24 protein-coding genes are annotated in these 23,102 nt (G+C 73.2%); 8 read left to right on the forward strand and 16 right to left on the reverse strand.

Annotation, left to right across the window (positions count from 1 at the left end):
* The first annotated feature begins 14 nt into the window (after positions 1-14).
* The 7 genes from ACGFIR_RS12870 to ACGFIR_RS12900 are packed head-to-tail and all read left to right on the forward strand — an operon-like array spanning position 15 to position 6,336.
* The gene (locus tag ACGFIR_RS12870; RefSeq protein ID WP_393144922.1) at positions 15-965 is read left to right on the forward strand and encodes a carbohydrate ABC transporter permease; all 951 of its coding nucleotides are present in this window, start codon (positions 15-17) and stop codon (positions 963-965) included.
* Positions 962-1,777: a carbohydrate ABC transporter permease gene (locus ACGFIR_RS12875; RefSeq protein WP_393007457.1), complete on the forward strand. Its 816-nt coding sequence runs from the start codon at positions 962-964 to the stop codon at positions 1,775-1,777. Before ACGFIR_RS12870 ends, ACGFIR_RS12875 begins: the two co-directional genes overlap by 4 nt.
* A gap of 7 nt (positions 1,778-1,784) precedes the next feature.
* The gene (gene dgoD, locus ACGFIR_RS12880; protein ID WP_393144924.1) at positions 1,785-2,933 is read left to right on the forward strand and encodes a galactonate dehydratase; all 1,149 of its coding nucleotides are present in this window, start codon (positions 1,785-1,787) and stop codon (positions 2,931-2,933) included.
* A gap of 4 nt (positions 2,934-2,937) precedes the next feature.
* Positions 2,938-3,576, forward strand: a complete 639-nt coding sequence (locus ACGFIR_RS12885; RefSeq protein ID WP_393144926.1) for a bifunctional 4-hydroxy-2-oxoglutarate aldolase/2-dehydro-3-deoxy-phosphogluconate aldolase — start codon at positions 2,938-2,940, stop codon at positions 3,574-3,576.
* Complete coding sequence (locus tag ACGFIR_RS12890) at positions 3,573-4,526, forward strand: sugar kinase (protein ID WP_393144928.1); 954 nt, start codon at positions 3,573-3,575, stop codon at positions 4,524-4,526. Before ACGFIR_RS12885 ends, ACGFIR_RS12890 begins: the two co-directional genes overlap by 4 nt.
* 33 nt (positions 4,527-4,559) lie before the next feature.
* A complete protein-coding gene (gene manD, locus ACGFIR_RS12895) occupies positions 4,560-5,789 on the forward strand; it encodes a D-mannonate dehydratase ManD (RefSeq protein WP_393144930.1) in 1,230 nt (409 codons plus the stop codon).
* Entirely contained in the window at positions 5,779-6,336 is a 558-nt protein-coding gene (locus ACGFIR_RS12900; protein WP_393144932.1) for a gluconokinase, read from the forward strand. The genes manD and ACGFIR_RS12900 overlap by 11 nt, the downstream gene beginning before the upstream one ends.
* Before the next feature lie 40 nt (positions 6,337-6,376).
* Here ACGFIR_RS12900 and ACGFIR_RS12905 read toward each other — a convergent pair whose 3' ends face one another.
* From ACGFIR_RS12905 to ACGFIR_RS12980, 16 genes are all read right to left on the reverse strand, one after another.
* Positions 6,377-6,793: a YchJ family protein gene (locus tag ACGFIR_RS12905; RefSeq protein ID WP_393007469.1), complete on the reverse strand. Its 417-nt coding sequence runs from the start codon at positions 6,791-6,793 to the stop codon at positions 6,377-6,379.
* A gap of 74 nt (positions 6,794-6,867) precedes the next feature.
* On the reverse strand, positions 6,868-7,239 hold the full coding sequence (locus tag ACGFIR_RS12910) for a hypothetical protein (protein WP_393007471.1): 372 nt from the start codon (positions 7,237-7,239) through the stop codon (positions 6,868-6,870).
* A 108-nt stretch (positions 7,240-7,347) separates the two neighbouring features.
* Positions 7,348-8,379, reverse strand: coding sequence for a methyltransferase (locus ACGFIR_RS12915; protein ID WP_393144934.1), 1,032 nt, complete (start codon positions 8,377-8,379; stop codon positions 7,348-7,350).
* Positions 8,376-9,554, reverse strand: a complete 1,179-nt coding sequence (locus tag ACGFIR_RS12920; RefSeq protein WP_393144936.1) for an aminotransferase class V-fold PLP-dependent enzyme — start codon at positions 9,552-9,554, stop codon at positions 8,376-8,378. Before ACGFIR_RS12920 ends, ACGFIR_RS12915 begins: the two co-directional genes overlap by 4 nt.
* Positions 9,551-10,948, reverse strand: coding sequence for a tryptophan 2,3-dioxygenase family protein (locus ACGFIR_RS12925; RefSeq protein ID WP_393144938.1), 1,398 nt, complete (start codon positions 10,946-10,948; stop codon positions 9,551-9,553). The genes ACGFIR_RS12920 and ACGFIR_RS12925 overlap by 4 nt, the downstream gene beginning before the upstream one ends.
* Positions 10,949-11,047: 99 nt before the next feature.
* Positions 11,048-11,722: a tryptophan 2,3-dioxygenase family protein gene (locus tag ACGFIR_RS12930; protein WP_393144940.1), complete on the reverse strand. Its 675-nt coding sequence runs from the start codon at positions 11,720-11,722 to the stop codon at positions 11,048-11,050.
* A 290-nt stretch (positions 11,723-12,012) separates the two neighbouring features.
* The gene (locus ACGFIR_RS12935) at positions 12,013-13,017 is read right to left on the reverse strand and encodes an LLM class flavin-dependent oxidoreductase (RefSeq protein ID WP_393007479.1); all 1,005 of its coding nucleotides are present in this window, start codon (positions 13,015-13,017) and stop codon (positions 12,013-12,015) included.
* Positions 13,014-13,340: a TIGR04076 family protein gene (locus tag ACGFIR_RS12940; RefSeq protein ID WP_393144942.1), complete on the reverse strand. Its 327-nt coding sequence runs from the start codon at positions 13,338-13,340 to the stop codon at positions 13,014-13,016. Before ACGFIR_RS12940 ends, ACGFIR_RS12935 begins: the two co-directional genes overlap by 4 nt.
* Positions 13,337-13,714 carry a nuclear transport factor 2 family protein gene (locus ACGFIR_RS12945; protein WP_393007483.1) on the reverse strand — a complete coding sequence of 126 codons (378 nt, stop codon included), beginning with the start codon at positions 13,712-13,714 and terminating at the stop codon, positions 13,337-13,339. Before ACGFIR_RS12945 ends, ACGFIR_RS12940 begins: the two co-directional genes overlap by 4 nt.
* 42 nt (positions 13,715-13,756) lie before the next feature.
* Entirely contained in the window at positions 13,757-15,403 is a 1,647-nt protein-coding gene (locus tag ACGFIR_RS12950; RefSeq protein WP_393144944.1) for a DUF885 domain-containing protein, read from the reverse strand.
* Positions 15,400-16,638: an amidohydrolase family protein gene (locus ACGFIR_RS12955; protein ID WP_393144946.1), complete on the reverse strand. Its 1,239-nt coding sequence runs from the start codon at positions 16,636-16,638 to the stop codon at positions 15,400-15,402. Before ACGFIR_RS12955 ends, ACGFIR_RS12950 begins: the two co-directional genes overlap by 4 nt.
* An 11-nt stretch (positions 16,639-16,649) precedes the next feature.
* Positions 16,650-17,633 (reverse strand): ABC transporter ATP-binding protein, encoded by a 984-nt coding sequence (locus tag ACGFIR_RS12960; protein ID WP_393007489.1) that lies wholly within the window; start codon positions 17,631-17,633, stop codon positions 16,650-16,652.
* Entirely contained in the window at positions 17,630-18,607 is a 978-nt protein-coding gene (locus tag ACGFIR_RS12965; RefSeq protein ID WP_393007490.1) for an ABC transporter ATP-binding protein, read from the reverse strand. The genes ACGFIR_RS12960 and ACGFIR_RS12965 overlap by 4 nt, the downstream gene beginning before the upstream one ends.
* Before the next feature lie 3 nt (positions 18,608-18,610).
* Positions 18,611-19,528, reverse strand: coding sequence for an ABC transporter permease (locus tag ACGFIR_RS12970; RefSeq protein WP_393007492.1), 918 nt, complete (start codon positions 19,526-19,528; stop codon positions 18,611-18,613).
* Positions 19,525-20,613, reverse strand: a complete 1,089-nt coding sequence (locus ACGFIR_RS12975) for an ABC transporter permease (RefSeq protein ID WP_393007494.1) — start codon at positions 20,611-20,613, stop codon at positions 19,525-19,527. Before ACGFIR_RS12975 ends, ACGFIR_RS12970 begins: the two co-directional genes overlap by 4 nt.
* Positions 20,614-20,620: 7 nt before the next feature.
* The gene (locus ACGFIR_RS12980; RefSeq protein WP_393007496.1) at positions 20,621-22,228 is read right to left on the reverse strand and encodes an ABC transporter substrate-binding protein; all 1,608 of its coding nucleotides are present in this window, start codon (positions 22,226-22,228) and stop codon (positions 20,621-20,623) included.
* Positions 22,229-22,533: 305 nt separating this feature from the next.
* Here ACGFIR_RS12980 and ACGFIR_RS12985 point away from each other — a divergent pair, with 305 nt between their 5' ends.
* Complete coding sequence (locus ACGFIR_RS12985; protein ID WP_393007498.1) at positions 22,534-23,070, forward strand: helix-turn-helix domain-containing protein; 537 nt, start codon at positions 22,534-22,536, stop codon at positions 23,068-23,070.
* Positions 23,071-23,102: the final 32 nt, after the last annotated feature.

Here is a 23,102-nt window from a genome sequence, read left to right on the forward strand (position 1 = left end):
CATCCGGAGACCTCATGTCAGCCGTCACCACAGCAGTCAAAGAATCGCCCGGGGTACGCCCGCCGTCCCCGGAGACCTCGGCCTGGTCGCGCTGGGCCAACGAGCACCGCAAGTGGCTCTTCGCGGCGCCCGCGATGCTCTTCGTCGCCGTGCTGATCGTCTTCCCGGTCGTCTGGACCGGATACCTCAGCCTGACCGACGCCGAGGGCTCGGTACGCGCCGAGAGTGAGTTCATCGGCTTCCAGAACTACCTCGACGTGCTCGGCGACACCGACCGGTTCTGGCCGGCCGTGTGGCGCACCGCCCTCTTCACCGGCGTCGTGCTCTTCTTCGAGGTCGTCCTCGGCATGGCCATCGCCCTGCTGCTGTGGCGGCCGTTCCGCGGTGAGAAGTGGGTCCGCGTCGCGATCCTCCTGCCGCTGGTGGCCACCCCGGTCGCGGTCGGCATGATGTGGCGGCTGATCTTCGACCCCAACATCGGGATGGCCAACCAGGTGCTCGGCTGGGTCGGCATCGGCCCGCAGCCCTGGCTGTCCGGACAGAGCTCCGCCCTGCCGACCACGATGTTCATCGACATCTGGCAGTGGACGCCGATGGTCGTGCTGATCCTGCTCGCCGGCCTGACGTCGCTGTCCGACGAGCCGCAGGAGGCGGCGCTGATCGACGGCGCCAGCACCTGGCAGCGGTTCCGGCACGTCACCCTGCCGCTGCTGATGCCCACCGTCATCGTGGCGATCCTGCTGCGCGGCATCGACGCCCTGAAGACGTTCGACATCCTCTACGCCACCAAGGGACGGGGCGGCGGGTCCTTCCACGAGGTCGAGACCCTCAACGTGTACGCCTACGGGCTCAGCTTCGACTACAACGACTACGGCGTCTCATCGACAGTCCTCATCATCTTCTTCCTGATCATCATCGGGGTGATGTGGGCCCTGACCTACCGCAAGAAGGGGCTGGACCGATGAAGCTGCGCAGGCCGTACAAGATCTTCCGGACGGTTGCCCTCGTCCTCGTGGTGCTGTCGCTGATGGCGCCGCTGGTCTGGATGGTCGCCGCGTCGCTGAAGACGAACGTCGACATCTACGACAGCGAGAAGGCGTTCGTCTTCTCCCCGACGCTGGACAACTACTCCAACGTGCTCCAGCAGGCGAACTACATCCAGTTCATCGGCAACAGCCTCTGGGTCGCGCTCGCCGCCACCGTGCTGTCGCTGCTGCTCGGGGTGCCCGCCGCGTACTCGATGAGCCGGTTCAACATGAAGAAGTCCGCGCTCGTCGTGCTCATGGCGCGGGTCATCCCCGGCGTCTCGCTGCTGGTGCCCTGGTACTACGTGTTCTCGAACCTGCAGATGGTCGGCGGGTTCAGCGTGCTGATCCTCAGCCACATGTTCGTGTCGCTGCCGCTGATCGTCTACATCATGATGGGCTACTTCGACGGCCTGCCGGCCGAGCTGGAGGAGGCGGCGCTCGTCGACGGGCTGACCCACATCGGCGCGTTCCGCCGGATCACCCTGCCGCTGTCGGTGCCCGGCATCGCGACCGCCGGCATCCTGTCGTTCATCTTCTCCTGGAACAACTTCATGTTCGCCCTCGTGCTCTCCGGGGCCGACACCAAGACACTCCCGGTGGCGATCTTCGACTTCGTCGGCTACGCCAGCATCGACTGGGGCGGCCTGATGGCGGCGGCCACGGTGGTCACCCTGCCGATCATGCTGATCGCCCTGTTCGTGCAGAAGTACGTCGTCTCCGGCCTCACCGCCGGCGCCACGAAGGGCTGAGGACACCATGACCACCATCGCACGGGTGGAGACCTTCCTCGTCGCACCGCGCTGGCTGTTCGTCCGGGTCGAGACCGACTCCGGGATCGTCGGCTGGGGCGAGGCGACCTGCGAGGGCCGCTCCGAGACCGTCCGCACCGCCGTCGAGCAGCTCAGCGAGCTGCTCGTCGGCCGGGACGCGCTGCGCATCGAGGACCACTGGCAGGTCATGACCAAGGGGGCGTTCTACCGGGGCGGGCCGATCCTGGCCAGCGCGGTCGCCGGCCTCGACCAGGCGCTGTGGGACATCACCGGCAAGCACTTCGGCGCCCCGGTGCACCAACTGCTCGGCGGCCCGGTGCGCGACCGGATCCGGGTCTACGGCTGGGTGGGCGGCGACGAGCCGAACGAGGTCCGCGACCAGATCGCCGCCGCCGTCGAGACGGGCCTGACCGCGGTGAAGATGAACGCGTCCGGCCGGATGAGCGCGGTCGCGTCCGTCGCCGAGATCGACGCCGTGGTGCGGCGCGTGGCCGCCGCCCGCGAGGTGCTCGGCGACGAGCGGGACGTGGCGGTCGACTTCCACGGCCGGTTCACCCTCGCCACCGCCCGCCGGGTCGCCCCGCTGCTGGAGCCGTACCGGCCGTTCTTCCTGGAGGAGCCGGTGGTGCCGGAGAACTCGCACCTCATCGGCGAGTTCGTCCGCGCCACCACCACGCCGGTGTCGACGGGGGAGCGGCTCTACAACCGGCAGGAGTTCCTGCCGGTGCTCCAGGCCGGCATCGCGGTCGCCCAGCCGGACCTCTCGCACGCCGGCGGCATCACCGAGGTACGCAAGATCGCCGCGCTGGCCGAGGTGTACGACGTGCAGCTCGCCCCGCACTGCCCGCTCGGGCCGATCGCCCTCGCGGCCTGCCTCCAGGTCGGCTTCGCCACGCCGAACTACCTGATCCAGGAGCAGAGCATCGGCATCCACTACAACCTCGGCGCCGAGGTGCTCGACTACTGCCTCGACAAGACCCCGTTGACCTTCGTCGACGGGTACGTCGAGCGGCTCACCGCACCCGGCCTCGGCATCGAGATCGACGAGCACGCCGTACGCACGGCGGACAAGCGCGGGCACGCGTGGCGCAGCCCCACGTGGCGGCACCGCGACGGCTCCTACGCGGAATGGTGATCACATGACCGTCGACCTCACCGCCGAACTCGCCGACGCCCGCGTCCTGGCGATCATCCGCGGCACCGACACCGCCGCCGCGATCGCCGCGGGCACTGCCCTGCTGGCAGAGGGCGTACGCGTCGTCGAGGTGGCCCTCACCACGCCGGACGCCCTGCGGGCGATCGAGGCGCTGCGCGCGGCGGCCCCCGCCGGGTCGCTGGTCGGCGCCGGCACGGTGCTGACCACCGCCGACGTCGCGGACGTGGCCGCCGCGGGCGCGCAGTTCGTGGTGACGCCCGCCGTGGTCGAGTCGATCGCCGAGGCGGCGCGCCGCGGCCTGCCGGTCGCCGCCGGGGCGCTCACCCCGACCGAGGCGTACACCGCGATGCGGATGGGGGCGTCGGCGGTCAAGCTCTTCCCGGCCTCGGTCGGCGGGCCGGCGTACCTCAAGGCGGTGCGCGACCCCTTCCCGGACATCCCGTTCGTCGCGGTCGGCGGCGTCGGCGCGGACGAGGTGCCCGGCTACCTGCGGGCCGGCGCGATCGCGGTCGGCCTCGGCGGCCCGCTGGTCGGCGACGCCGCCTCCGGCGGTGACCTGGACGCCCTGCGGGCGCGGGCGCGCGGCTACCTCGCCGTCGTGCGGGAGGCGACCCCGTCATGACCGCACCCGACCTGCTCACCGTCGGCGAGGCCCTGGTGTCGCTGCGCTCGGCCGGTCCGCTCGCCGCCGGCGGGTCGCTGACCATGCACCTGGCCGGCGCCGAGTCCAACGTGGCCGTCGGGGTCGCCCGGCTCGGTCACCGCGCGGCGTGGGTCGGCCGGGTCGGCGCCGACGAGTTCGGCGAGTACGTGCTGCGCCAGCTGCGCGCCGAGGGCGTCGCCGTCGACGGGGTGACCCGCGACCCGGACCGGCCGACCGGCCTGCTGTTCCTGGAGCGGCGCACCGCCGACCTGAACCGGGTGCAGTACCACCGGGCCGGCTCGGCCGGCTCCGCCCTCGACGTCGACGACCTGCGGGCGCCGCTGGCCGCCGGCGCGCGGACGCTGCACCTGAGCGGGATCACCCCGGCGCTGTCCGACACCGCCCGCGCGGCCACCCGGTGGGCGGCCGAGGCCGCCGTCGCCGCGGGCGTCCCGGTCTGCCTCGACCTCAACCACCGTGAGCGCCTCTGGTCCCGCGACACCGCCCGCGAGGTGCTCACCCCGCTGGCCGGGTACGCCTCGACCGTCGTCGCCTCCGCCGACGAGCTGGACCTCGTCGGGGAGCCCGGGGCGGACGAGTCCACCGTCGTGGCGGAGCTGCTGCGGCGGGGCGTGGAGACGGTCCTGGTCAAGCTGGGCGCCGACGGCGCCCGCGCGCACACGCGCGACGGCGTCGAGCGCGTGGGGGCGCTGAGCGTGACCGCCGTCGACCCCGTCGGCGCCGGGGACGCGTTCACCGCCGGCTACCTCTCCGGCTGGTTCGACGGGCTCGACCTGGCCGGCCGGCTGCGTCGTGCGGTCACCCTCGGCGCCTTCGCGGTCTCCAGCTCCGGCGACTGGGAAGGGTTGCCGCGCCGCGCCGAACTGTCCCTCCTCGACGGCCACGAGGCCGGAGCCGTCCTCCGCTAGCCGTCCGAGCACCCGTAGGAAGAAAGGCACCCCGTGAAGATCGTCGCAGCCGACGTCATCGTCACCAGCCCCGACCGCAACTTCGTCACCCTCAAGATCACCACGGAGGACGGCGTCACCGGCCTGGGCGACGGCACCCTCAACGGACGCGAGCTCTCGGTCGCCTCGTACCTGCGCGACCACGTCGTACCGCTGCTGATCGGCCGGGACGCGCACCGCATCGAGGACGCCTGGCAGTTCCTCTACCGCTCGGCGTACTGGCGTCGCGGACCGGTCACCATGGCGGCCATCGCGGCGGTCGACGTGGCCCTGTGGGACATCAAGGCCAAGGCCGCCGGCATGCCGCTGTACCAGCTGCTGGGCGGGGCGTCACGCACCGGGATCATGGCCTACGGCCACGCCTCCGGCCGGGACCTGCCGGAGCTGTTCGACTCGATCCGCCGGCACCTCGAGCAGGGCTACCGTTCCATCCGGGTGCAGACGTCGGTGCCGGGCATCAACGCCGTGTACGGGGTCGCCACCCAGCCCAGCGCCGACGGCAAGCGCTACGACTACGAGCCGGCGCAGCGCACCCCGCTGCCGGCCGAGGAGGACTGGGACACCCGCTCCTACCTGCGTCACCTGCCCGGCGTGTTCGAGGCGGTGCGTGGCGAGTTCGGCCCGGAGCTGCCGCTGCTGCACGACGGCCACCACCGGATGACCCCCATCCAGGCCGCCAAGCTCGGCAAGGCGCTGGAGCCGTACGACCTGTTCTGGCTGGAGGACTGCACCCCGGCGGAGAACCAGGAGGCGCTGCGGCTGGTGCGTCAGCACACCACCACGCCGCTGGCGATCGGCGAGGTCTTCAACACCGTCTGGGACTACCAGACGCTCATCCGCGAGCAGCTCATCGACTACGTCCGCTCCGCCGTCACCCACACCGGCGGCATCACGGCCATGCGCAAGCTGCTCGACTTCGCCGCCCAGTACCAGATCAAGTCGGGCATCCACGGCCCGACCGACATCTCGCCCGTCGGCATGGCCGCCGCCCTGCACCTGGACCTGGCCATCCACAACTTCGGCATCCAGGAGTACATGCAGCACGGGGCGCTCACCAACGAGGTGTTCCGGCAGTCGTTCACCTTCACCGACGGCTACCTGCACCCGGGCGAGCAGCCCGGACTCGGCGTCGAGCTGGACGAGGAGGCCGCCGCGAAGTTCCCGTACGTGCCGGCGTACCTGCCGTTCAACCGGCTCCAGGACGGCACGGTCCATGACTGGTGAGCCTCGCCCGGGTGGCGCGCCCACGACGCGGCACGTGGTCGTGATGGGGGTCTCCGGGGCCGGTAAGACGACCGTGGCGCGGGGCATCGCCGCCCGTACCGGACTGACCTTCGCCGAGGCCGACGAGTTCCACACGCCGGCCCATGTGGCGCAGATGCGCGCCGGCGTGCCGCTGGACGACGCCGCCCGCCTGCCCTGGCTGCGCGAGTTGGCCGGCTGGATGGCCGCCCGCGCCGCCGAGGGCGTGTCGACGGTGCTGGCCTGCTCGGCGCTGAAGCGGTCCTACCGCGACGTGCTGCGCCAGGGTCCGCCGAGCGTCGAGTTCGTCCACCTGGACGGGGCGACCGGGGTGATCCGGGAACGGATGTCCCGCCGCGCCGGCCACTACATGCCGGCGAGCCTGCTGGAGTCGCAGCTGGCCACCCTGGAACGGCACCACCCGGACGAGTCGGTGCTGGTGCTCGACCTGTCGCTGACCCCCGACGAACTCGTCTCGGCGGCGGTCGACCGGCTCGGCCTGTCGACCGGCATCGCCGCGAGCGGGTGACCGTCGTCCGGTCGCGGTGCCCAGGCGCCGCGGCCGGACGTCAGCCGGGCTGGTCGTCGAGGTAGACCCAGCGGCCGTCCTCGCGGACGAAGCGGCTGCGCTCGCCCTGCGTCCCAGGCCGGCCGCCGGCCCGGTGGTGGGCCCGGAACTCGACGGTGCCGGTGGCGTCGAACAGGCCGCCCCGGTCCGTGTCGACGATCTCCAGGCCCGTCCAGCGCTGCCGGGGGTCGAGGTCGAGCCGGCGCGGCCGGGTCGAGGAGTGCCAGCTGCGCAGCAGGTACGCGGTGTCGCCGACGGCGAAGGCGCTGTACCGCGAGCGCATCAGCGCCTCGGCGGTCGCCGCGTCCGCCTCGCCCCGGTGCAGCCGCCCGCAACACCCGGCGTACGGCTGCCCGGTGCCGCAGGGGCAGGGCCGGTCCCGGTCGTCGGCCGCCTGCCGGCGGGGTCGCTTCGCCACCGGCCCATTCTGGCCGACGGGCCGGCGCGGTCGGCGTCGGGACCCGGCAGCGCTGACGCGGGCGGCCTCCCGCGTCAGCCGGCGCTGGTCCGGGGCGCCCGCCGGGTGCCGAACGACTCCATGGTCGTCGCCTTGCGGCCCGGGGTCTTCGAGGCCGCCCCGGCGCGCGTCGCCGCGGCCCTCGTCGCCTTCTTCGCGGGCGCCTTCTTCGCCGGCGCGGCCGTGGCGGGCGCCTTGCGGGCGCGGGCCGGGGTCGCCGTGGCCGAGGTGTCCGTCTTGCGGGCCACGCGGGCGGTCGTCGGCGTGGGCTTCCCGCCCGGGGACTTGGCTGCGGTCGCGCCGGTGGCCCGCTTCGTGGCCGTCGCCACCTTCTTCGCCGCCGCCGCCCGCTTCATCGGGGCCTTGCGCGCCCCCGTGGCCTTCCTGGCCCGTCCTGCGTCCGCCATCGTCGCTCCTCGGGAATCGGCCCTGGGCGCACGGTCTTCCCCCGGCCCCGGCGGTCAAACGCCGGGGCCGACGCGCGGCGGGAGCGGACCTCCCGCCGCGCGGTCGCGTCACGTCCCGGTCGCCGGCTTGTACGCGCAGACCAGCTCCCAGCCGCCGGGCAGCACCGCCACCCGTTCGAAGCCGATCTCCTTGAGCAGGCCGGTGTAGAACTCGACCTCCCGCAGCCGGCTCACGCAGGTGTCGACCCCGATCAGGAAGTAGCTCCAGAAGAACTGCATCGCCAGCCGGTCCGGGGTGCGGAACTCCTCGCAGATCACCAGCATCCCGCCCGGCTCCAGGGCCGCGTACGCCTTCTCGACCAGCCGGCGGGCGACGTCGTTCGGCCAGTCGTGCAGCACCCGGACGAACGCCATGGCGTCGTAGCCCGCCGGCAGCGGCTCGGCGAGGAAGTCGCCGCCGACGAAGCCCAGCCGGTCGGCGTGCCCCGTGCGGGTCCGGGTGGCCGCCACCAGCGGCGCCACCGCCGGCAGGTTGTACACGTCGGCCCGCAGCCCCGGGGCGTCGTCGAGGATGTGCGCGGCGAGGGTGCCGTCGCCGCCGCCGACGTCCAGCAGGCGCCTGCGACCCGGCCACAGGCTGCCGGCGTTGCGGTGCAGCGACTCGATGACCGGGCCGAGCCCGACGGCCATGCTGCGCTCGAAGGCGGCGGTCTGCTCGTCGGTCTTCGGCGGCCAGGCGAAGTCGTCGTCGCCCATGCTGACCTCGCCGCGCAGGCTCTCGCCCAGCCGGCCGTGCAGCCGCCGCCAGGGGTAGCGGTCCCGGTCACGCTCGATGGCGTCCGGTCCGACGACCGCCACGACGGCGTCGCGGAGCCCGGGCACCGCCCGGTACGTGGCCGTGGCGATGTCGTCGCCCGGCTCGCTGCGCGTGACGAAGCCGAGGCTCTCCAGGCAGTCGAGGAACTTGTACAGCCGCAGCGGCCGTACGTCGAAGCGCTCGGCGAGCTCGCCGAGGCGGGCCGGCCCCGGCTCGATCGCGTCGAGCAGTCCCGTGCCGAGCGCGGTCTCCAGCACGTCCATGGCCTTGGGCCCGTTGGCGAGCAGGCTCATCAGCGCCCGCGGTGACAGGGTGACGTTCACCGGCCCAGCTCCTCTTCCAGTGCGTCCATGAAGAAGTCGATCTCCTCGAGGGTGTTGTAGACGTGTGGGGCGACCCGTAGGTGGCCGCGCCAGCTGCAGACCAGGCCCCGCGCCACCAGCCGCCGCTTGACGGCCTCGCCGTCGGCGACGTCCAGGCACACGACGCCGCCGCGGCGGTCCGGTTCGACCGGGCTGACCACGTCGACGCCGGCCGCCGCCGCGCGGTGCAGGATCCGGGACGTGCAGGCCAGCGAGTGCCGCCGGATCGCGGCGATCCCCACCCCCGCCAGCAGGTCCAGACCCACCTGGGAGATCAGCGAGGTGAGGGGGTACGGCGTTCCGCCGGCGAAGCGCCGGGCACCGGCCGCCCAGCCCGTCGACGGCTGGAAGGTCAGCGCCCGGTCGCCGGCCTGCCAGCCGGTGGCCGCCGGTTCCAGCCGGGTCGCCAGGTCCGGGCGGACGTACAGGAAGGCGGTGCCGACGCCGCACAGCCACTTGTGCGCGCCGCCGAGGACGACGTCCACGCCGAGCGCCGTCACGTCCAGCGGCATGACGCCGACGGTCTGGAAGGCGTCGACGACCACCAGGGCGCCGACGTCGTGGGCGCGGCGCACCAGTCGGGGCAGGTCGACGGTGGCGCCGGTGGAGAAGCTGGCGTGCGGGACGCACACCAGCAGCGTGCGCTCGTCGATCCGCGCTTCGAGGGCGTCGTCGTCGATGCCTGGGCCGCCCGACGAGACGACGTCGAGGCGGGCGCCGTAGCGGCCGAACGCGCTGAAGATGAACGGCACGGTCGGGTACTCCAGGTCGGTGGTGACGACCCGGTCGCGCGGCGCGCGGTAGTCGAAACAGGACGCCACCCGGGCGAGCAGGGTGCTCAGGTTCGCGTCGGTGACCACGCTGCCCGGGGGCGCGCCGATGAGGGCGGCCACCGAGTCGGCGTACCGGTCGAGGCCGACGTGCCAGTCCTGCCAGACGTCGTCGCGCCAGCCGCGCAGCGTCTTCCAGTAGCCGGTGAGCACACCTTCGGCGCCCCTCGGCACGGCCCCGGTGGAGTTGCTGTTCAGGTAGACGCAGGTTTCCAGCAGCGGGAACTCGGCGCGCAGGGCGGCCTGGGTGGCGGCGTCGAGGCACCGGGGCGTGTCCTCGTCGGCTGCCGGGTCGGGCGGGTTCACTCGGGATCGCCTCCGTGGTGGGTCCGTGACGGGGGACCGGGGTCGTGGGTGACGGAGGTGAAGACCGGGATGGACCGGACGGCGGCCAGGTAGGGGGTGCCCTCCGTGTAGCCGGTGCCGGGGCGGGGGCCGAGCATCCGGACGGCGAGCCGGTGGTGGGTACGCCGCCACTGGAGCACGGCGGCGGCGAACGCGGACATCGCCCGGGCCACCAGGTCGACGTCCGCCCCGGTGAGCTGGCCCTCGCGTACGGCTTCGCGGAACGCCTCGTCGACCGAGGGCTGCCCGGCCTGCACCCGGTCGCGTACCTCCGGCACCTGGAGGTACGCGGGCGACTCCAGCCGCGGCCCGTCAGGCGTACGGCACAGTGACTCCATCAGCTTGTAGGAGCGCGACTGGATGGCGCTGGCCCCCTCGGTGTACTGCCGGAACGTCCGGAACGCCGCCGGCTGCATGGTGGCCAGCAGTGAGAACAGCGGTCCGGCGGCGCTGAGCTGCTCGCGGGCGTACGCCAGCCGGTCCACGCTGCGCCGCGCGTCACCGGCGGCGAGGGCGGCGATCGTGCCCCGCAGCTCGTCGACGAGCCCCGCGAAGAGGCACTCGTACGCCTGGAGCACCCGGATGAACAGGTACTCGTCGTGTGACACGTAGACCGGCAGCATGCTCAGCCGCAGGGCGCGCTCTCCGGCGGGGTCGAGTTCGGCGGCGAGGGCCGGCAGCACGGCCGCCAACTCCGGGTCGTGGACCGCCCCGGTGAGGCCCAGGCGGGCGATGGCGGGGGCGGCGGCCCGCACGCCGAGGCGGTGGCGTTTGGCCGCGATCTCCCGGCCGGGACGGTCCTCGGGCAGCAGGTCGGTGGCGCCGGACCCGGCGGCCTGCTCGAAGGCCAGCGCGTCGGCGACCAGGCGGACGAGGAGCCGGTCGCGCTCGCGCCGCGCGTCGTCCGGGTCACCGGCGTGCCCCTGGTCCCCGGCTCCCTGCCCGTGGTCCCCGGCTCCGTGCCCGTGGTCCCCGGCTCCGTGCCCGTGGTCCCCGGCTCCGTGCCCGTGGTCCCCGGCTCCGTGCCCGTGGTCCCCGGCTCCGTGCCCGTCGTCCCCGTCGACGGGGAGCCGGAGCAGCCGCAGGGCCAGGTAGCTGCGGTAGTCGTACCGGCCGTCCCACTTGTCGAGCGCGACGTCGAGGAAGTCGCGCAGCAACCGGACGGCGGGTCGGGTAGGCGGGCCGGCCGCCGGGGTGGTCACCTGGGCCCGGATCTTGTCCAGCAGAGCGAGGAGTTCCCTTTCGGCGAAGTGCTTGCCGACCCGGTGGAACTCCGCCAGCACCGGGGAGTAGGGAAAATTGTCGGCATCGGCGGCACCCGAGAGCCAAATCGTCAGTTCACGCACGAACCGCACCTCGACATTCGGTCCGTGTCAACGGTCGACGGGAGATGCTTGAGGAATTGAGGGGTGGGGTGGATATTGTCTGCGGGGTCGGCATGGGAACGGTGGCCGTCACCCGTGGGCGCACTTCACGCGGGCCTGCCACAGTTCGGGAAAGAACCGGTGCCCGATGAGCTTGGCGAGCACCGTCGCCTCGGCGCCGTCGGGGGCGTGGCCGCCGACGCGCAGGGCGGCCTGGTAGTGCCGTACCCGCCACAGCGACACCCGCTCGTCCCATTCCATCATCGCCTCGGCGAGCAGGTGGACGGGGTCCGTCGGGTCCGCCCGGCGCAGCTCCGCCAGGGCTGTCCCGCGCGCGGCGAGGTGGTCGACGAACGCGCGTCCGAGCTGCCGGCTCGCGGCCTGGACCCGTTTCCAGCCGGGGGACTCGGCGCCGGAACCCTTGCCCAGCGCGGGCTGCATGGCCTCGAAGGCCGTCGGGGAGAGGTGCCGGAACATCTCCAACTGGTCGGTGACCAGCCGCACCCCCAGCGTCGCCCGGGTCAGCAGCGGCTCGGCCGCCGCCGGCTCGCCGGCGCGTACCCGCTCGACCGCCTCGGTCAGCTCGGCCGCCGCGAGCTTCAGCCACAGCTCGGTGGACTGGTGCACCACCTGGAAGAGCAACTCGTCGCGGTGGATCATCTCCGCCGGTTGGCGTTGCAGGTCGAGCAGCGCGTCCGTGCGCATGTATCGCGCGTAGTCCGTGGCGCCTTCGCCAGGAAGGACGGGTGAGTGGTCCCGCTTCACGGAATTGTCCCCTTCGGTCAGCCTAGCGGCGTCGGGAACCAGCGTCCCGACGCGCGTGCGGCGGCCATTATGCAACGACCAAAGGCAATGTGTCACGCCTTCGTCGCGGGCCGTGGCCGGGCTCAGAAAAGGGAGTTTTCCGCCATTTTTTGTGATGTTTAAACGGGGTGAATTAACACAAAGATCAACATAGGTCAATAGCGATGGGCGGCGGACACGTCACACGCCGCCAGCGGGCCGCGAGGACCGTGGCGGGGGCGGGTCGGTGCGCGCCCACCCCCGCCACGGAGTCATCCCCGCAGCAGCGGCAGCACCCGGCGGCCGAGCAGGTCGACGCCACCGGCCGGGGTCAACCCGTGCGGGGTGCCGAACTCCACCCGGGTAGCCCCGGCGTCGAACACCGCCGCCGCCTGCGCCGCGACGTGCTCGGGAGTGCCGGAGAAGGCGAACAGGTCCAGCAGGTCCCCGCCGATCAGCGCGCCGGCGAGGTCGTGCTCCTGGCGGGCGACGTGCTGCTGGATGCGCGCCAGCAGCTCCGGGTCGATGTCGACGTTCGGGTCGAGGGCGGCGACCACGGCGAGATACATGGCCACCTCCGTACGGGCCACCCGCCGGGCCAGGGCGCCGTCCTCGTCTACCACGGTCACGGCGCCGAGCACCACGCCGACGGGGTCACGGCCGGCGGGCGTGGCGTCGTCCAGCCAGGCCCGCATCGTCTTGGCCATCGCCGGGTTGGCCGACCCGCCGACCTTGACCTCCGAGGCGAACGCGGCGGCCGTCCGGGCGGTCTGCTGACCCCACGTCCCCACCAGGACGGGCACGTCGGCGCGGACCGGGGCGTAGCGCAGGGCGGTGCCGGGCGCCACGGTGAACTCCCGGCCCTGGAAGCCGCCCTCGTCGCGGGACAGCAGCAGCCGCACCACCTCGACCGTCTCGGCGATCCGCCGCAGCGGCCGGGCCTGCGGCACGCCGATCTGGTCCAGCCAGGTGCCCCGGGCCAGCCCGAGGTAGGCCCGCCCGCCGGACGCCAGGTCCAGCGCCGCGACCTGCCCGGCGATCTCCACGGGATGCATGGTGAACGGGTTGAGGCAGGCCGACCCGAGCCGGATCCGCCGGGTGTGCCGCGCGGCCACCAGCAGCGGGAAGAACGGCGGCTGGTACATCAGGTCACCGAAGACCGACAGCACGTCGAAGCCGTGCCGTTCGGCGAGTTCGGCGAGTGCCGCGTACTCGTCGGCGCTCTTGTCGGACTGCAGTCCGATGCCGACGAGTCGGCGTCCGTCGTGGGTGCTCACGTCAGGTCTCCCGTCGGAATCTGTCGCCGGCCGGTCCGCTCGATGCGCATGATGACCCGCTCGTCCGGGTCCGGGCAGGCCACGTGGCTGTCCCGGGCCAGCCAGTCCTCCGGCGGCAGCGGCCGCTGTTTGGCCGGCAGCAGCGGCAGGCACGCCGCCAGGGCGTAGAGGCAGAAGTGCTTGCCCGGCGGGATGCTGAGCCGGTTCGACTCGGTCAGGTCGATGTAGTCTCCCGGCCGCAGGCCGCAGACGGAGCGACCCTCGATCCGTTCCACCACGACCCGCAGGTCGTACAGGTCGGTGACCGGTTCCTCGGCGCTCATCGCAGGGCCTCCGCGTGGTGGTGCACGATCCGCCAGCCCCGCTCGTCGCGGCGCAGCACGTCCGTCACCCGGAAGCACTCGTCCGGCTGCCCGGCCGCGTACCGGGCCCGCAGGACGTAGCGGACGAGGCCGGTGTCGCCCCACGCCTCGGTGCGGAACTGTTCGGGGGCGACCGAGGTCGGCGGGGTGGCCGTACCCCGGGCCGCCGCGCGGCGGTCGCGCAGGTCGTCCAGGGCGGCCAGACCGTCGAGCAGGTCGGGCGCGTCGGACTCCCAGATCGTCAGTTCGGGGTGCAGCCGGGCGTCGAACGCCGCCCGGTCGCCCAACGACCGGTACATGTCGCTGATGGCGGCGGTGAGATCGTCAACGGTCATCGTGGCTCGCTTCCGGTGCGGGCGGACGGAATGTCGGGGGGATCAGGAAAGCTCGGCGAGGCGGGCGCGCAGGGGATCGAGACCCATCGGACCGAGTCGCAGGGCACGGTGGTGGAACCCCTTGCGGTCGAACGCCGCGCCCTCGCGCCGTTCGGTCTCCCGGCGGGCCTGCTGCCACAGCCGCGCGCCGGCCTTGAAGGCCAACGCCTGCGCCGGCCAGCCGAGGTAGCGGTCGACCTCGAACCGGGCGGTCGCCGGATCCAGCCCGGCGACGCGGGTCAGGAAGTCCACGGCCAGCCCCGGGGTCCACCGGCGCGCGTCGGTGAAGCCGTTCCCGGCCGGGACGGGCACGTCCAGGTGCAGGCCGAGGTCGATGACCACCCGGGCGGCGCGCCACATCTGCCCGTCGAGCATGCCGAGCCGCTCGGCGGGGCCGGCGTAGAGGCCCAGCTCGTCGGCGAGGCGCTCGGCGTAGTGCGCCCAGCCCTCGGCGTACCCGTGCACCTGGCACAGCGACCGCTGCCACGGATGCAGGTCGGCGGTGGTGAGGGTGATCGCGTGCTGGAGGTGGTGCCCGGGCAGGCCCTCGTGGCAGAGCGTGCCGACGTGCCGCCACACCGGCACCGTCGCCTCGCCGGGGGGCGTCGACCACCAGATCCCGCCGGGGCGGGTCAGCCCGGCGTCGGGCGGGGTGTAGTACATGACGCCGGAGGCGGCGGGGCTGATCCGGCAGACCACCTCTCGGGTGGCGGCCGGGATGTCGAAGTGCGGGCCGTCCAGGGCGTCGGTGAGCAGCTCGGTGCGCTCCCGCAGCCACCGCTCCAGGTCGGGCCCGACCGGGACCCGGCCGGCGGGGTCGGCGTCCAGCGCGGCCCGCGCCGCCGCCACGTCCGGGTGGCCCAGCTCGGCAGCGACCGCGCGCTGTTCGGCGGCGGTGCGGGCCAGCTCCGCCCAGCCGTAGGCGTACAGCTCGTCCAGGTCGACCGTCGCGCCGAGGAAGCTGCGCGCGGTGACGGCGTACAGGTCGCGCCCGACGCCGTCGACCTCGGTGGCCCGGGGCGCCAGCTCGGTGCGCAGGAACGCGGCGAACTCGGCGGTGGCGGCGCTGGCCCGTTCCGCCCCGACGGCCAGCTCGCCGGCCAGCGGACCGCCCGGGTAGCCGGCCACCAGCCGGCCGTAGAAGTCGTCGGCGGTGACCCAGGCGGTGCACTGGTCGGCGACCGCCAGCACCTGCCGGCGGGCGACCAGGTGCCCGCGCCGGGCCGACCAGCGCAGCGTCTCGGCGTACTGGCCGAGGGCCGTGGGTACCCGGCGCAGGTGCGCGGCGACGACCGCCCAGTCCCGCTCGCTGTCGCGGGGCAGGTTGTCGAAGACCTGCCGGACCAGGTGCACCGGGGTCGCCAGCGGGGCGAGCAGCCGGGTGGTGAAGCCGGCGTCGTACAGGTCGACCTCGCTGGCCAGCCGGTCGGTCAGCGCGCCCGCGAGGGCCCGCTGCGCGGTGCCGTCGGCGCTGGCGTCGGCCGCCGCCGTGGCGGTGTCGCGGGCCAGCGCCGCGCGGGCGTCGAAGCCGTCGGGGGAGAGGTCCGCGAAGTGCGAGTCGGGGGTACGGCCCGCCGCCTCGGCGGCCTGCGGGTCCAGCTCGGCGAGCGCGTCGAGGTACCGGTCGGCGACCTCGGTGATCGTCGTCATCGGGCGGTCCCGAGGCGGCCGTGGTCGTCGCGGTACGGGACGCCGCTCTTGAGTACCGTGTGCAGGGTGCGCAGCGCGGACACCGAGCGGGTGGGATCGTCGCGCAGGACCAGCAGGTCGGCCTGCTTGCCCACCTCGACGCTGCCGAGCGTGTCGGCCTGGCCCAGCCACTGCGCGGGGCGGATGGTGGCGGACCGCAGGGCGTCGGCGACGGGCATCCCGGCGTCCACCATGAACTCCAGCTCCCGCACGGTGGCGGTCGTCTCGTCGTAGCCGGCGTGCGGCGGCATGTCGCTGCCCAGCGCGATCGGCACCCCGTTGCGGATGGCGTGCTGGAGGCTCTCCCAGTGCCGGGGCCCGGCGCCCAGGGCGCGGTCCATCAGCCAGCCCGGTACGCCGGCGTCGCGGAAGAACTGCTCGCAGCGGCTGACCACGATGGTCGGCACGTACCAGACGCCGCGTGCGGCCATCAGCCGGGTCACCTCGTCGGTCAGCTCGTAGCCGTGCTCGACGCAGTCCAGCCCGAGCTCCACGGCGCGGCGCACCGACTCGGCGGGGCCGGCGTGCGCGGTGACCTTGCGGCCCCAGTCGTGGGCCACCCGGATCACCGCGGCCAGCTCGTCGTCGAGCAGCTGGGGGGTGTCGATCGACTCGAACTCGCCGGCGATCCCGCCGGAGATGCAGACCTTGATCAGGTCGGCGCCGGCGCGGATCTGCTGGCGGGTGAGGCGGCGGAACCCGTCGGCCCCGTCGGCCTCCAGGGCGTCGGCCTCCCAGCCGTGCCCGCCCGTGCAGCAGAGCGCGTGCCCGGCGGTGAAGATGCGCGGGCCGTCCACGGCGCCACGGTCGATCCCCTTGCGCAGGGCGAAGTCGGCGTACCGGCTCTCGCCGACGAGCCGGACGGTGGTGACACCGGAGTGCAGGGTCCGGCGCGCCGAGTCGGCCATCAGCAGCACCAGCTCGGCGAGGTTCGACCGGTGCACCTCGTCGCCGAAGTGGCCGGGCAGGCCGAGCGAGAGGTGCACGTGCATGTTGGTCAGGCCGGGCATGACGTGCTCGCCGTGCAGGTCGACCACGCGGGCGTCGCCGGCCTCGGCGAGGACGTCGTCGACCGGCCCGACCGCGCGGATCGTGCCGTCGGCGCCGATCCAGACGCCCTGGTCGCGCTGGAGGTCGTCCCGGACGCCGTCGTACAGCGCGAAATTGACCAGGACCTGTTCGGTGGGGATGCACATTGCGGTGTCCTCTACGCGGCGGGCACGGTGGTCGGCGCCACCGTGGGGTCGTTGAGCCAGCAGGCGGCGCTGCGGCCGCCGATCTCGAGCGTGGGCGGCTGTTGGCCGCACGGGGCGAAGGCGTGCGGGCAACGCGGCCGGAACCGGCATCCGGTCGGCGCGTGCGCCGGGTCGGGCACCTCCCCGGCGAGGGTCCTGGGCAGCTGCGGGTGCGCCGAGATCTGCGGCACCGCGTCGATCAGCGCCCGGCTGTACGGGTGCCGGGGCGCGCGCCACAGCTCGCGGGTGGGAGCGGTCTCGACGATCCGGCCCAGGTACATCACCGCCGTGACGTCGGCGATCTCGTGCACCAGGGACAGGTCGTGCGAGATGAACAGCATGCCCATGTCCAGGTCCCGGACGAGCCCGACGAGCAGGTTGACCACCTGCGCCTGGGACGAGGCGTCCAGCGCGGTGACCGGCTCGTCCGCGATGATCATCCGGGGTTCCGGCGCGAGCGCCCGCGCGATGGCGAGCCGCTGCCGCTGCCCGCCGGAGAACTGGTGCGGGTACCGCTCCGCCGTGCCGGCCGGCATGCCGACCCGGTCCAGCAGGTCGGTGACCCGCGCCCGGCGGGCGGCGCCGGTCACCGTCGCCGGCACCCCGTCGAGGAGTTGGGCGCCGATGGTGCGCCGGGGGTTCAGCGACGCGTACGGATTCTGGAAGACCATCTGGAGCCCGACCTCGGGCACCGGCCGGCGGCGCCAGCCCAACGGGGTGACCGGCTGGCCGGCGAACCGGATCGTCCCGGCGCTCGGCGCGGCCAGCCCGACCGCGACCCGGGCCAGCGACGACTTGCCGCAGCCGGACTCGCCGACCAGGCCGACGATCTGGCCGGGCGCCACCCCCAGGCTCACCCCGGCCACGGCCCGCACCGGCCCCCGGCCGCGCGCCCTGTACTCCACCTCGACGTCGCTGATCTCGAGCAGGTCGCCCGAGCCGACCGGCTCGCTCATACCGCCACCTCCAGGTGCGGACGGACCACGCAGGCCACCGACCGGTCGTCGCCGGCGGGGGAGAGCGGGGGCGGCGCGGTGCCGCAGGACGGCTCGGCGTACGCGCAGCGGGGCTGGAACGGACATCCGGGCGGCGCCTGCCCGGGCGCCGGCGGCCCACCCGGGATGGGCCGCAGCGTGCCGACGGACTGGGTGCCGTGCGGGCGGGCGCCGAGCAGCGCCGCCGTGTACGGGTGCCGCGGCGCGGTGAGCAGCGCCCCGGTGGGGCCGGTCTCCACCACCCGCCCGGCGTAGAAGACGTACCCGCGGGTGGTGAGCGCGCTGAGCACCCCGAGGTCGTGGGTGATGAACGCGACGGCGAGCCCGGTCTCGGCGCGTAGCTGGTCCAGCAGCGCCAGGATGCCGGCCTGCACCGTCACGTCGAGCGCGGTGGTCGGCTCGTCGGCGATCAGCAGCCGGGGCCGGGCGGCGAGGGCGATCGCGATGGCCGCCCGCTGCCGCATGCCGCCGGAGAACTGGTGCGGGTACGCCCGCACCGCCCGCTGCGGGTCCGGGATGCGGACCTGTTCGAGCAGCTCCACGGCCCGGCGGTCGGCCGCCCGTCGGTCCAGGCCCAGGTGCACCTGCATGTGTTCGGTGAGCTGCCGACCGATCGTGAGCATCGGGTGCAGCGCGGCGGTGGGGTCCTGGAAGACCATCGCGATGCCGGCGCCGCGCACCTTCTGCCAGCGCTTCGTGTCCAGGCCGAGCAGCTCGGTGCCGGCGAAGCGGGCCGACCCGGTGACCTTGGCGCCGGTGGGCAGCAGGCCGAGCAGGGTCTGCGCGGTGAGGCTCTTGCCGCACCCGCTCTCCCCGGCGATGCCCACCATCTCGCCCTCGTCGACGGTGAACGACACGTCGTGCAGGATCGGCAGCGGCCCCGTGGGGCCGGGCAGGGTGACGGCCAGGGAGTCGACCTCGAGCAGGGGTGCCATCTCTCAACGTCCCTTCGCGTAGCGGGGGTCGATCCGGTCGCGCAGCGCGTCGCCGAGCACGTTGAAGGCCATCACCACGGTGAGGATGGCCAGGCCGGGGAAGACGCTGACCCACCACATGGAGAGGTCCTGCGAGCCCAGCGCCACCATCGAGCCCCACTCGGCGGCCGGCGGGCGGGGGCCGAGGCCGAGGAAGGAGAGCGCGGAGAGCAGCAGGACGGCGTTGCCGAGTTCCAGGGTGGCCAGCACGATCGCCGGACCCACGCTGTTGGGCAGGACGTCGCGGCGCAGCGCGCGGACCGGCCCGACGCCGAGCAGCCGGGCGGCGCTGAGGTAGTCCTCGCCGCGCATGGTCAGCACGGCGCTGCGGATGACCCGGGCGTAGACCGGCCAGGAGACGATGACCAGCGCGAGGACGGCGTTACGGGTGCTGGGCCCGAACGCGGCCGTCACCGCCATCGCCAGGATGATCTGCGGGAACGCGAAGACCAGGTCCGTCAGGCGCATCAGCGCCTCGTCGACGAACCGGCCCACGTACCCGGCGAGCAGGCCGAGCAGGCCGCCGATCAGCAGGGCGAGCGAGACGATGGCGAGCGCGAGGGGGATCGACAGGCGGGAGCCGTGGATCACCCGGCTGAACACGTCGCGCCCCAGGGAGTCGGTGCCGAACCAGTGCGCGCCCGACGGCGGCGCGTACGCGTCGGGGCTCTGCGCGAGCGGGTCGTACGGCGCGACGAGCGGGGCGAGCAGCGCCACCAGCAGCCATCCGCCGAGGATGACCAGGGCCGCCAGGGCGATCGGCTGCCGCCAGATGGGCCGCCCGGTCCGGCGCCCGCGCAGCCGGCCCAGGAGGCGACGCCGGGCCAGCGCGTTCGTCGCCTTCGGGTCGGGCGCCACGGGGTCGGGTGCGAGTGTGGTCATGACAGGCGGATCCTCGGGTCGATGAGGCCGTACAGCAGGTCGACGGTGAGGTTGACCAGCGTGTAGACCAGCGCCACGAAGAGGCTGACGCCGAGGATCGCGGGCAGGTCCAGCGCCGTCGCGCTGCGGTAGGCGTACTGGCCGAGGCCCGGCCAGCCGAAGATGTTCTCCACCAGCACCGTGCCGGAGAGCAGCGAGGCGAACGCCAGCCCGGAGACGGTGATCACCGGGACCAGCCCGGCCCGCAGCAGGTGCCGGCGGAACACGACCCGGGCGGGCAGGCCCTTGGCGTACGCGGCGCGGATGTAGTCCTGTTGGAGCACCTCCAGCATGGAGGAGCGCACGAAGCGGACCAGCATCGCCACGGTCAGGCTGGTCAGCACGAGCACCGGCAGGACCAGGTGCTGGGCGGCGTCCCAGGCGACGTCCCACTGGCCGGCCAGGGCGGCGTCGACGGTGTACATGCCGGTGACCGTCGGCGGCGGGCTGAACGCGGTCGACAGCCGGCCGCCGCTGGGCGCGAGGCCGAGCTGGTAGAAGAAGACGTAGAGCACGACGAGCGACAGCCAGAACGGCGGGGTGGACAGGCCGAGCAGCGCCCCGACGCGGACCAGCTGGTCGGTGATCCGGCCGTTGCGTACGGCGGCGAGCATGCCGATCCCGGTGCCGATCAGCAGCGCCAGCACCATGGTGGGGATGGCCAGCTCCATGGTCGCCGGCACGTACCGCAGCAGGTCGTCGGCCACGGTGCGGCCGGTCTGCTGGGAGATGCCCAGGTCGCCCTGGAACAGGTTGCCCAGGTACTGCAGGTACTGCACGTACAGCGGCTGGTCCAGGCCCCACTTCTCGCGGAACGCCGCGACCGTCGCGGGGTCGTTGAGCGCCTGGTCGGAGAGGTTGGCCGTGACCGGGTCCCCGGGCACCACCGTGACCAGGCCGAACGTCACGATCGTCACGCCCAGCAGCAGGCCGGCGGTGATGGCCACCCGCTTGAGCAGGAAGACCAGCAGTGCCCGGTGCGGCCGAGGCCGGGACACGGTCGTGGTGACCGCGCCCGGCTCGGCGTCGTCGACTGTCGTCGTCATGGAGCGACTACCCCCGGCCGACCGCGGCGAGGTCGACCTGCCAACCGGCGGCGGTGTAGTCCGTGCCGGTCAGATCGCCGCTCGCCACGACGACGGAGGAGTTGCTGGCGAGGACCACGTACGGCGAGGCGACGTTCATCAACCGCTGCCACTCCTGCATGGCGGTGGCCCGGGCGGCCAGGTCGAGGGTCTCGGTGACCTTCTTGCCGGCGGCCACGATGGCCGGGTCGGCCCGCTCCACGGTCCAGCCCGAGCGCAGCGCGGTGGCCTGGCCGGGCGACATGTTGTTGATCAGCGAGTCGGCGACCGGGTAGTTCAGGCTCTGCGGGGTGAACCCGAGGGCCATCTTGCCCGTCCGCATCTCGTCGAGGAAGGTGGTCAGCGGCTGCGGGGTCAGCTCCAGCTTGATGCCGGCCTCGGCGGCGTCGCCCTGCACCTTCGTCGCGACCGTGCCCAGGTCGACCCCCTTGTAGGTGATGGCCGGGTAGTTGAACTTGACCGTCGGGTTGGTCAGCCCCGCCTCGGTGAGCAACGCCTTGGCCTTCGCCACGTCACGCTTGGACTGCTCCTCGGCGGGCAGCGCGCCCGGGAAGGCCGGGGCGACCAGTCCGGCGCCGGGGGCGGCGCCCTGGCCGTACAGCGCGGCGAGGCCCTCGTAGTCCAGCGACGCGCGCAGCGCCTGGTTGAACTTCGCGTTGGAGGTCACCGGGGAGACGGCCGGGTCGGCGTTGAGGAAGAGGAAGTAGACGGTGTCCTGCACGCCGGAGGTCTTCAGGCTGTCGGGCAGCCCCTCCAGCAGTTTGCCGGAGATGTCCAGCGCGATCTCGGAGCCGCTGGTGCGCTGCATGGTCAGCTTCTGGGTCTGCACGTCCATGTTGCGCAGCACGACGCGGTCGAACTCGGGCTTGGAGCCCCAGTAGTTGGGGTTGGCCTCCAGCACCACCTGCGCCGACGGGTCGTACGACTTCAGCACGTACGGGCCGCTGCCGATGGAGTTCGTGTCGAGGTACTGCTGTGCGGTGTCGCTCTTCGCGGCGTCCTCGGCGTCGGTCGCGCCGTGCTCCTTGGCGACCTTGGAGTTCACCACGCCGGTGGAGGGCATCGCGAGCACCACGGGGATGTTCGGGTCGGCGGTCGCCGAGGTGACCACGACGGTCCGCTCGTCGGTCTTGTCGAACGTGAGCCCGCTGACCATGACGGCCGGGCTGGCCTTGACGTTCTTCAGCCGGTTGAGGGAGAAGACCACGTCGTCGGCGGTCAGCGCGCTGCCGTCGGAGAACTTCACGCCCTCGCGCAGCTTGAAGGTGAAGGTCTTGGCGTCGGGGGACGCCTCGTACGACTCGGCCAGCGCCGGGACCGGCTTGCTGACGTCCGAGCCCTCGAAGGTCAGCAGGGTGTCGTAGAGCGAGTGCACGGCGGTGAGGCCGGTCGCCTCGTAGATCCGGCCGGGGTCGAGGGTCTTGAGGACGAACGAGGTGTTGACGGTGAGGGTCTTGGACGCACCACCGTCGCCGCTTCCTCCGCTGCCGCCCGCGCTGCACGCGGCGCTGGAGGCTGTGACCAGCGCCGCCAGAGCGATCGCTCCGACGCGGAGCCGGCGAGGGGACACCGACATGCTGTTCCTACCTTCGTGTGGGCCAGCCCGCGTGGGACGGGCTCTGGGGACTGTCGGGCCCGGCGGCGCCGGTGACGCCGGGGTCGGACCGCTGGTGCCGGCCGTGTGGCGGCTTCGCGGGTCTTCGCCGTTGGGCCGTCATGGGGTTGGATGTATCCGGACGGGAGCTCCCGTCCGATTCGTGCCTCGACGCGGCTTGTCTAGTAGTGCCAAACACGGTCGCCTTGTGTTTGACCATGCTAGACAGCCGCGTATAGTCACGTCAAACATTTATAGCCCGACTGTTGTGGAACGAGGAAAGATCCATGCTCGGTGACCAGCTCCGCGACCTGCGCCAGCAGCACTCCCTCACGCTGCGCCAGCTCGCGGCCGCGGCCGACGTCTCACCCGCCCTGCTCAGCCAGATCGAGAACGGCGCCACGGACCCGAGCCTGGCCACCCTGCGTAAGCTCGCCCGGGTCTTCGACACCTCCATCGCCGCGCTCTTCTCCGAGCCGGACGCCCCGCCGGTGCACATCAGCCGGCCCGGCTCGCGCTCCCGGCTCGCCGCGCCGCCGGGGCAGATCGCCTACGACCGGCTCACGCCCGGACGCGGCGACCTGGAAGTGCTCGAAGCCCTGCTGGCGCCGGGCGACGCCAGCTCCACCGAGCCGTGGGCGCACCCGTCGACGGAGTGCGCGATCGCCGTCACCGGCGCCGTCGTGGCCGAGATCGGCGGCGAGAAGTACGAGCTGAGGACCGGCGAGGCGATCACCTTCGACTCCCGGCTGCCCCACCTCTACCGCAACGCCAGCGACGAGCCGGCCCGGCTCATCATCGCGGTCACCCCGCCGACCCCCTGACCTGCCCGGACCGTCACCCGGCCCACACCTGA

Source organism: Micromonospora sp. NPDC049051, assembly GCF_043197575.1.
Taxonomy (GTDB): domain Bacteria; phylum Actinomycetota; class Actinomycetes; order Mycobacteriales; family Micromonosporaceae; genus Micromonospora.

Excerpts from the sequence above, each read along its gene's own strand:
- ACGFIR_RS12890 (WP_393144928.1), top strand. The coding sequence starts at position 3,573 with ATGACCGCACCCGACCTGCTCACCGTCGGCGAGGCCCTGGTGTCGCTG.
- ACGFIR_RS12965 (WP_393007490.1), bottom strand. The coding sequence starts at position 18,607 with ATGGCACCCCTGCTCGAGGTCGACTCCCTGGCCGTCACCCTGCCCGGC.
- ACGFIR_RS12945 (WP_393007483.1), bottom strand. The coding sequence starts at position 13,714 with ATGACCGTTGACGATCTCACCGCCGCCATCAGCGACATGTACCGGTCG.
- ACGFIR_RS12875 (WP_393007457.1), top strand. The coding sequence starts at position 962 with ATGAAGCTGCGCAGGCCGTACAAGATCTTCCGGACGGTTGCCCTCGTC.
- ACGFIR_RS12985 (WP_393007498.1), top strand. The coding sequence starts at position 22,534 with ATGCTCGGTGACCAGCTCCGCGACCTGCGCCAGCAGCACTCCCTCACG.
- ACGFIR_RS12960 (WP_393007489.1), bottom strand. The coding sequence starts at position 17,633 with ATGAGCGAGCCGGTCGGCTCGGGCGACCTGCTCGAGATCAGCGACGTC.
- ACGFIR_RS12870 (WP_393144922.1), top strand. The coding sequence starts at position 15 with ATGTCAGCCGTCACCACAGCAGTCAAAGAATCGCCCGGGGTACGCCCG.
- ACGFIR_RS12950 (WP_393144944.1), bottom strand. The coding sequence starts at position 15,403 with ATGACGACGATCACCGAGGTCGCCGACCGGTACCTCGACGCGCTCGCC.
- ACGFIR_RS12885 (WP_393144926.1), top strand. The coding sequence starts at position 2,938 with ATGACCGTCGACCTCACCGCCGAACTCGCCGACGCCCGCGTCCTGGCG.
- ACGFIR_RS12970 (WP_393007492.1), bottom strand. The coding sequence starts at position 19,528 with ATGACCACACTCGCACCCGACCCCGTGGCGCCCGACCCGAAGGCGACG.
- ACGFIR_RS12910 (WP_393007471.1), bottom strand. The coding sequence starts at position 7,239 with ATGGCGGACGCAGGACGGGCCAGGAAGGCCACGGGGGCGCGCAAGGCC.
- ACGFIR_RS12980 (WP_393007496.1), bottom strand. The coding sequence starts at position 22,228 with ATGTCGGTGTCCCCTCGCCGGCTCCGCGTCGGAGCGATCGCTCTGGCG.
- ACGFIR_RS12940 (WP_393144942.1), bottom strand. The coding sequence starts at position 13,340 with ATGAGCGCCGAGGAACCGGTCACCGACCTGTACGACCTGCGGGTCGTG.
- dgoD (WP_393144924.1), top strand. The coding sequence starts at position 1,785 with ATGACCACCATCGCACGGGTGGAGACCTTCCTCGTCGCACCGCGCTGG.
- ACGFIR_RS12975 (WP_393007494.1), bottom strand. The coding sequence starts at position 20,613 with ATGACGACGACAGTCGACGACGCCGAGCCGGGCGCGGTCACCACGACC.
- ACGFIR_RS12955 (WP_393144946.1), bottom strand. The coding sequence starts at position 16,638 with ATGTGCATCCCCACCGAACAGGTCCTGGTCAATTTCGCGCTGTACGAC.
- ACGFIR_RS12900 (WP_393144932.1), top strand. The coding sequence starts at position 5,779 with ATGACTGGTGAGCCTCGCCCGGGTGGCGCGCCCACGACGCGGCACGTG.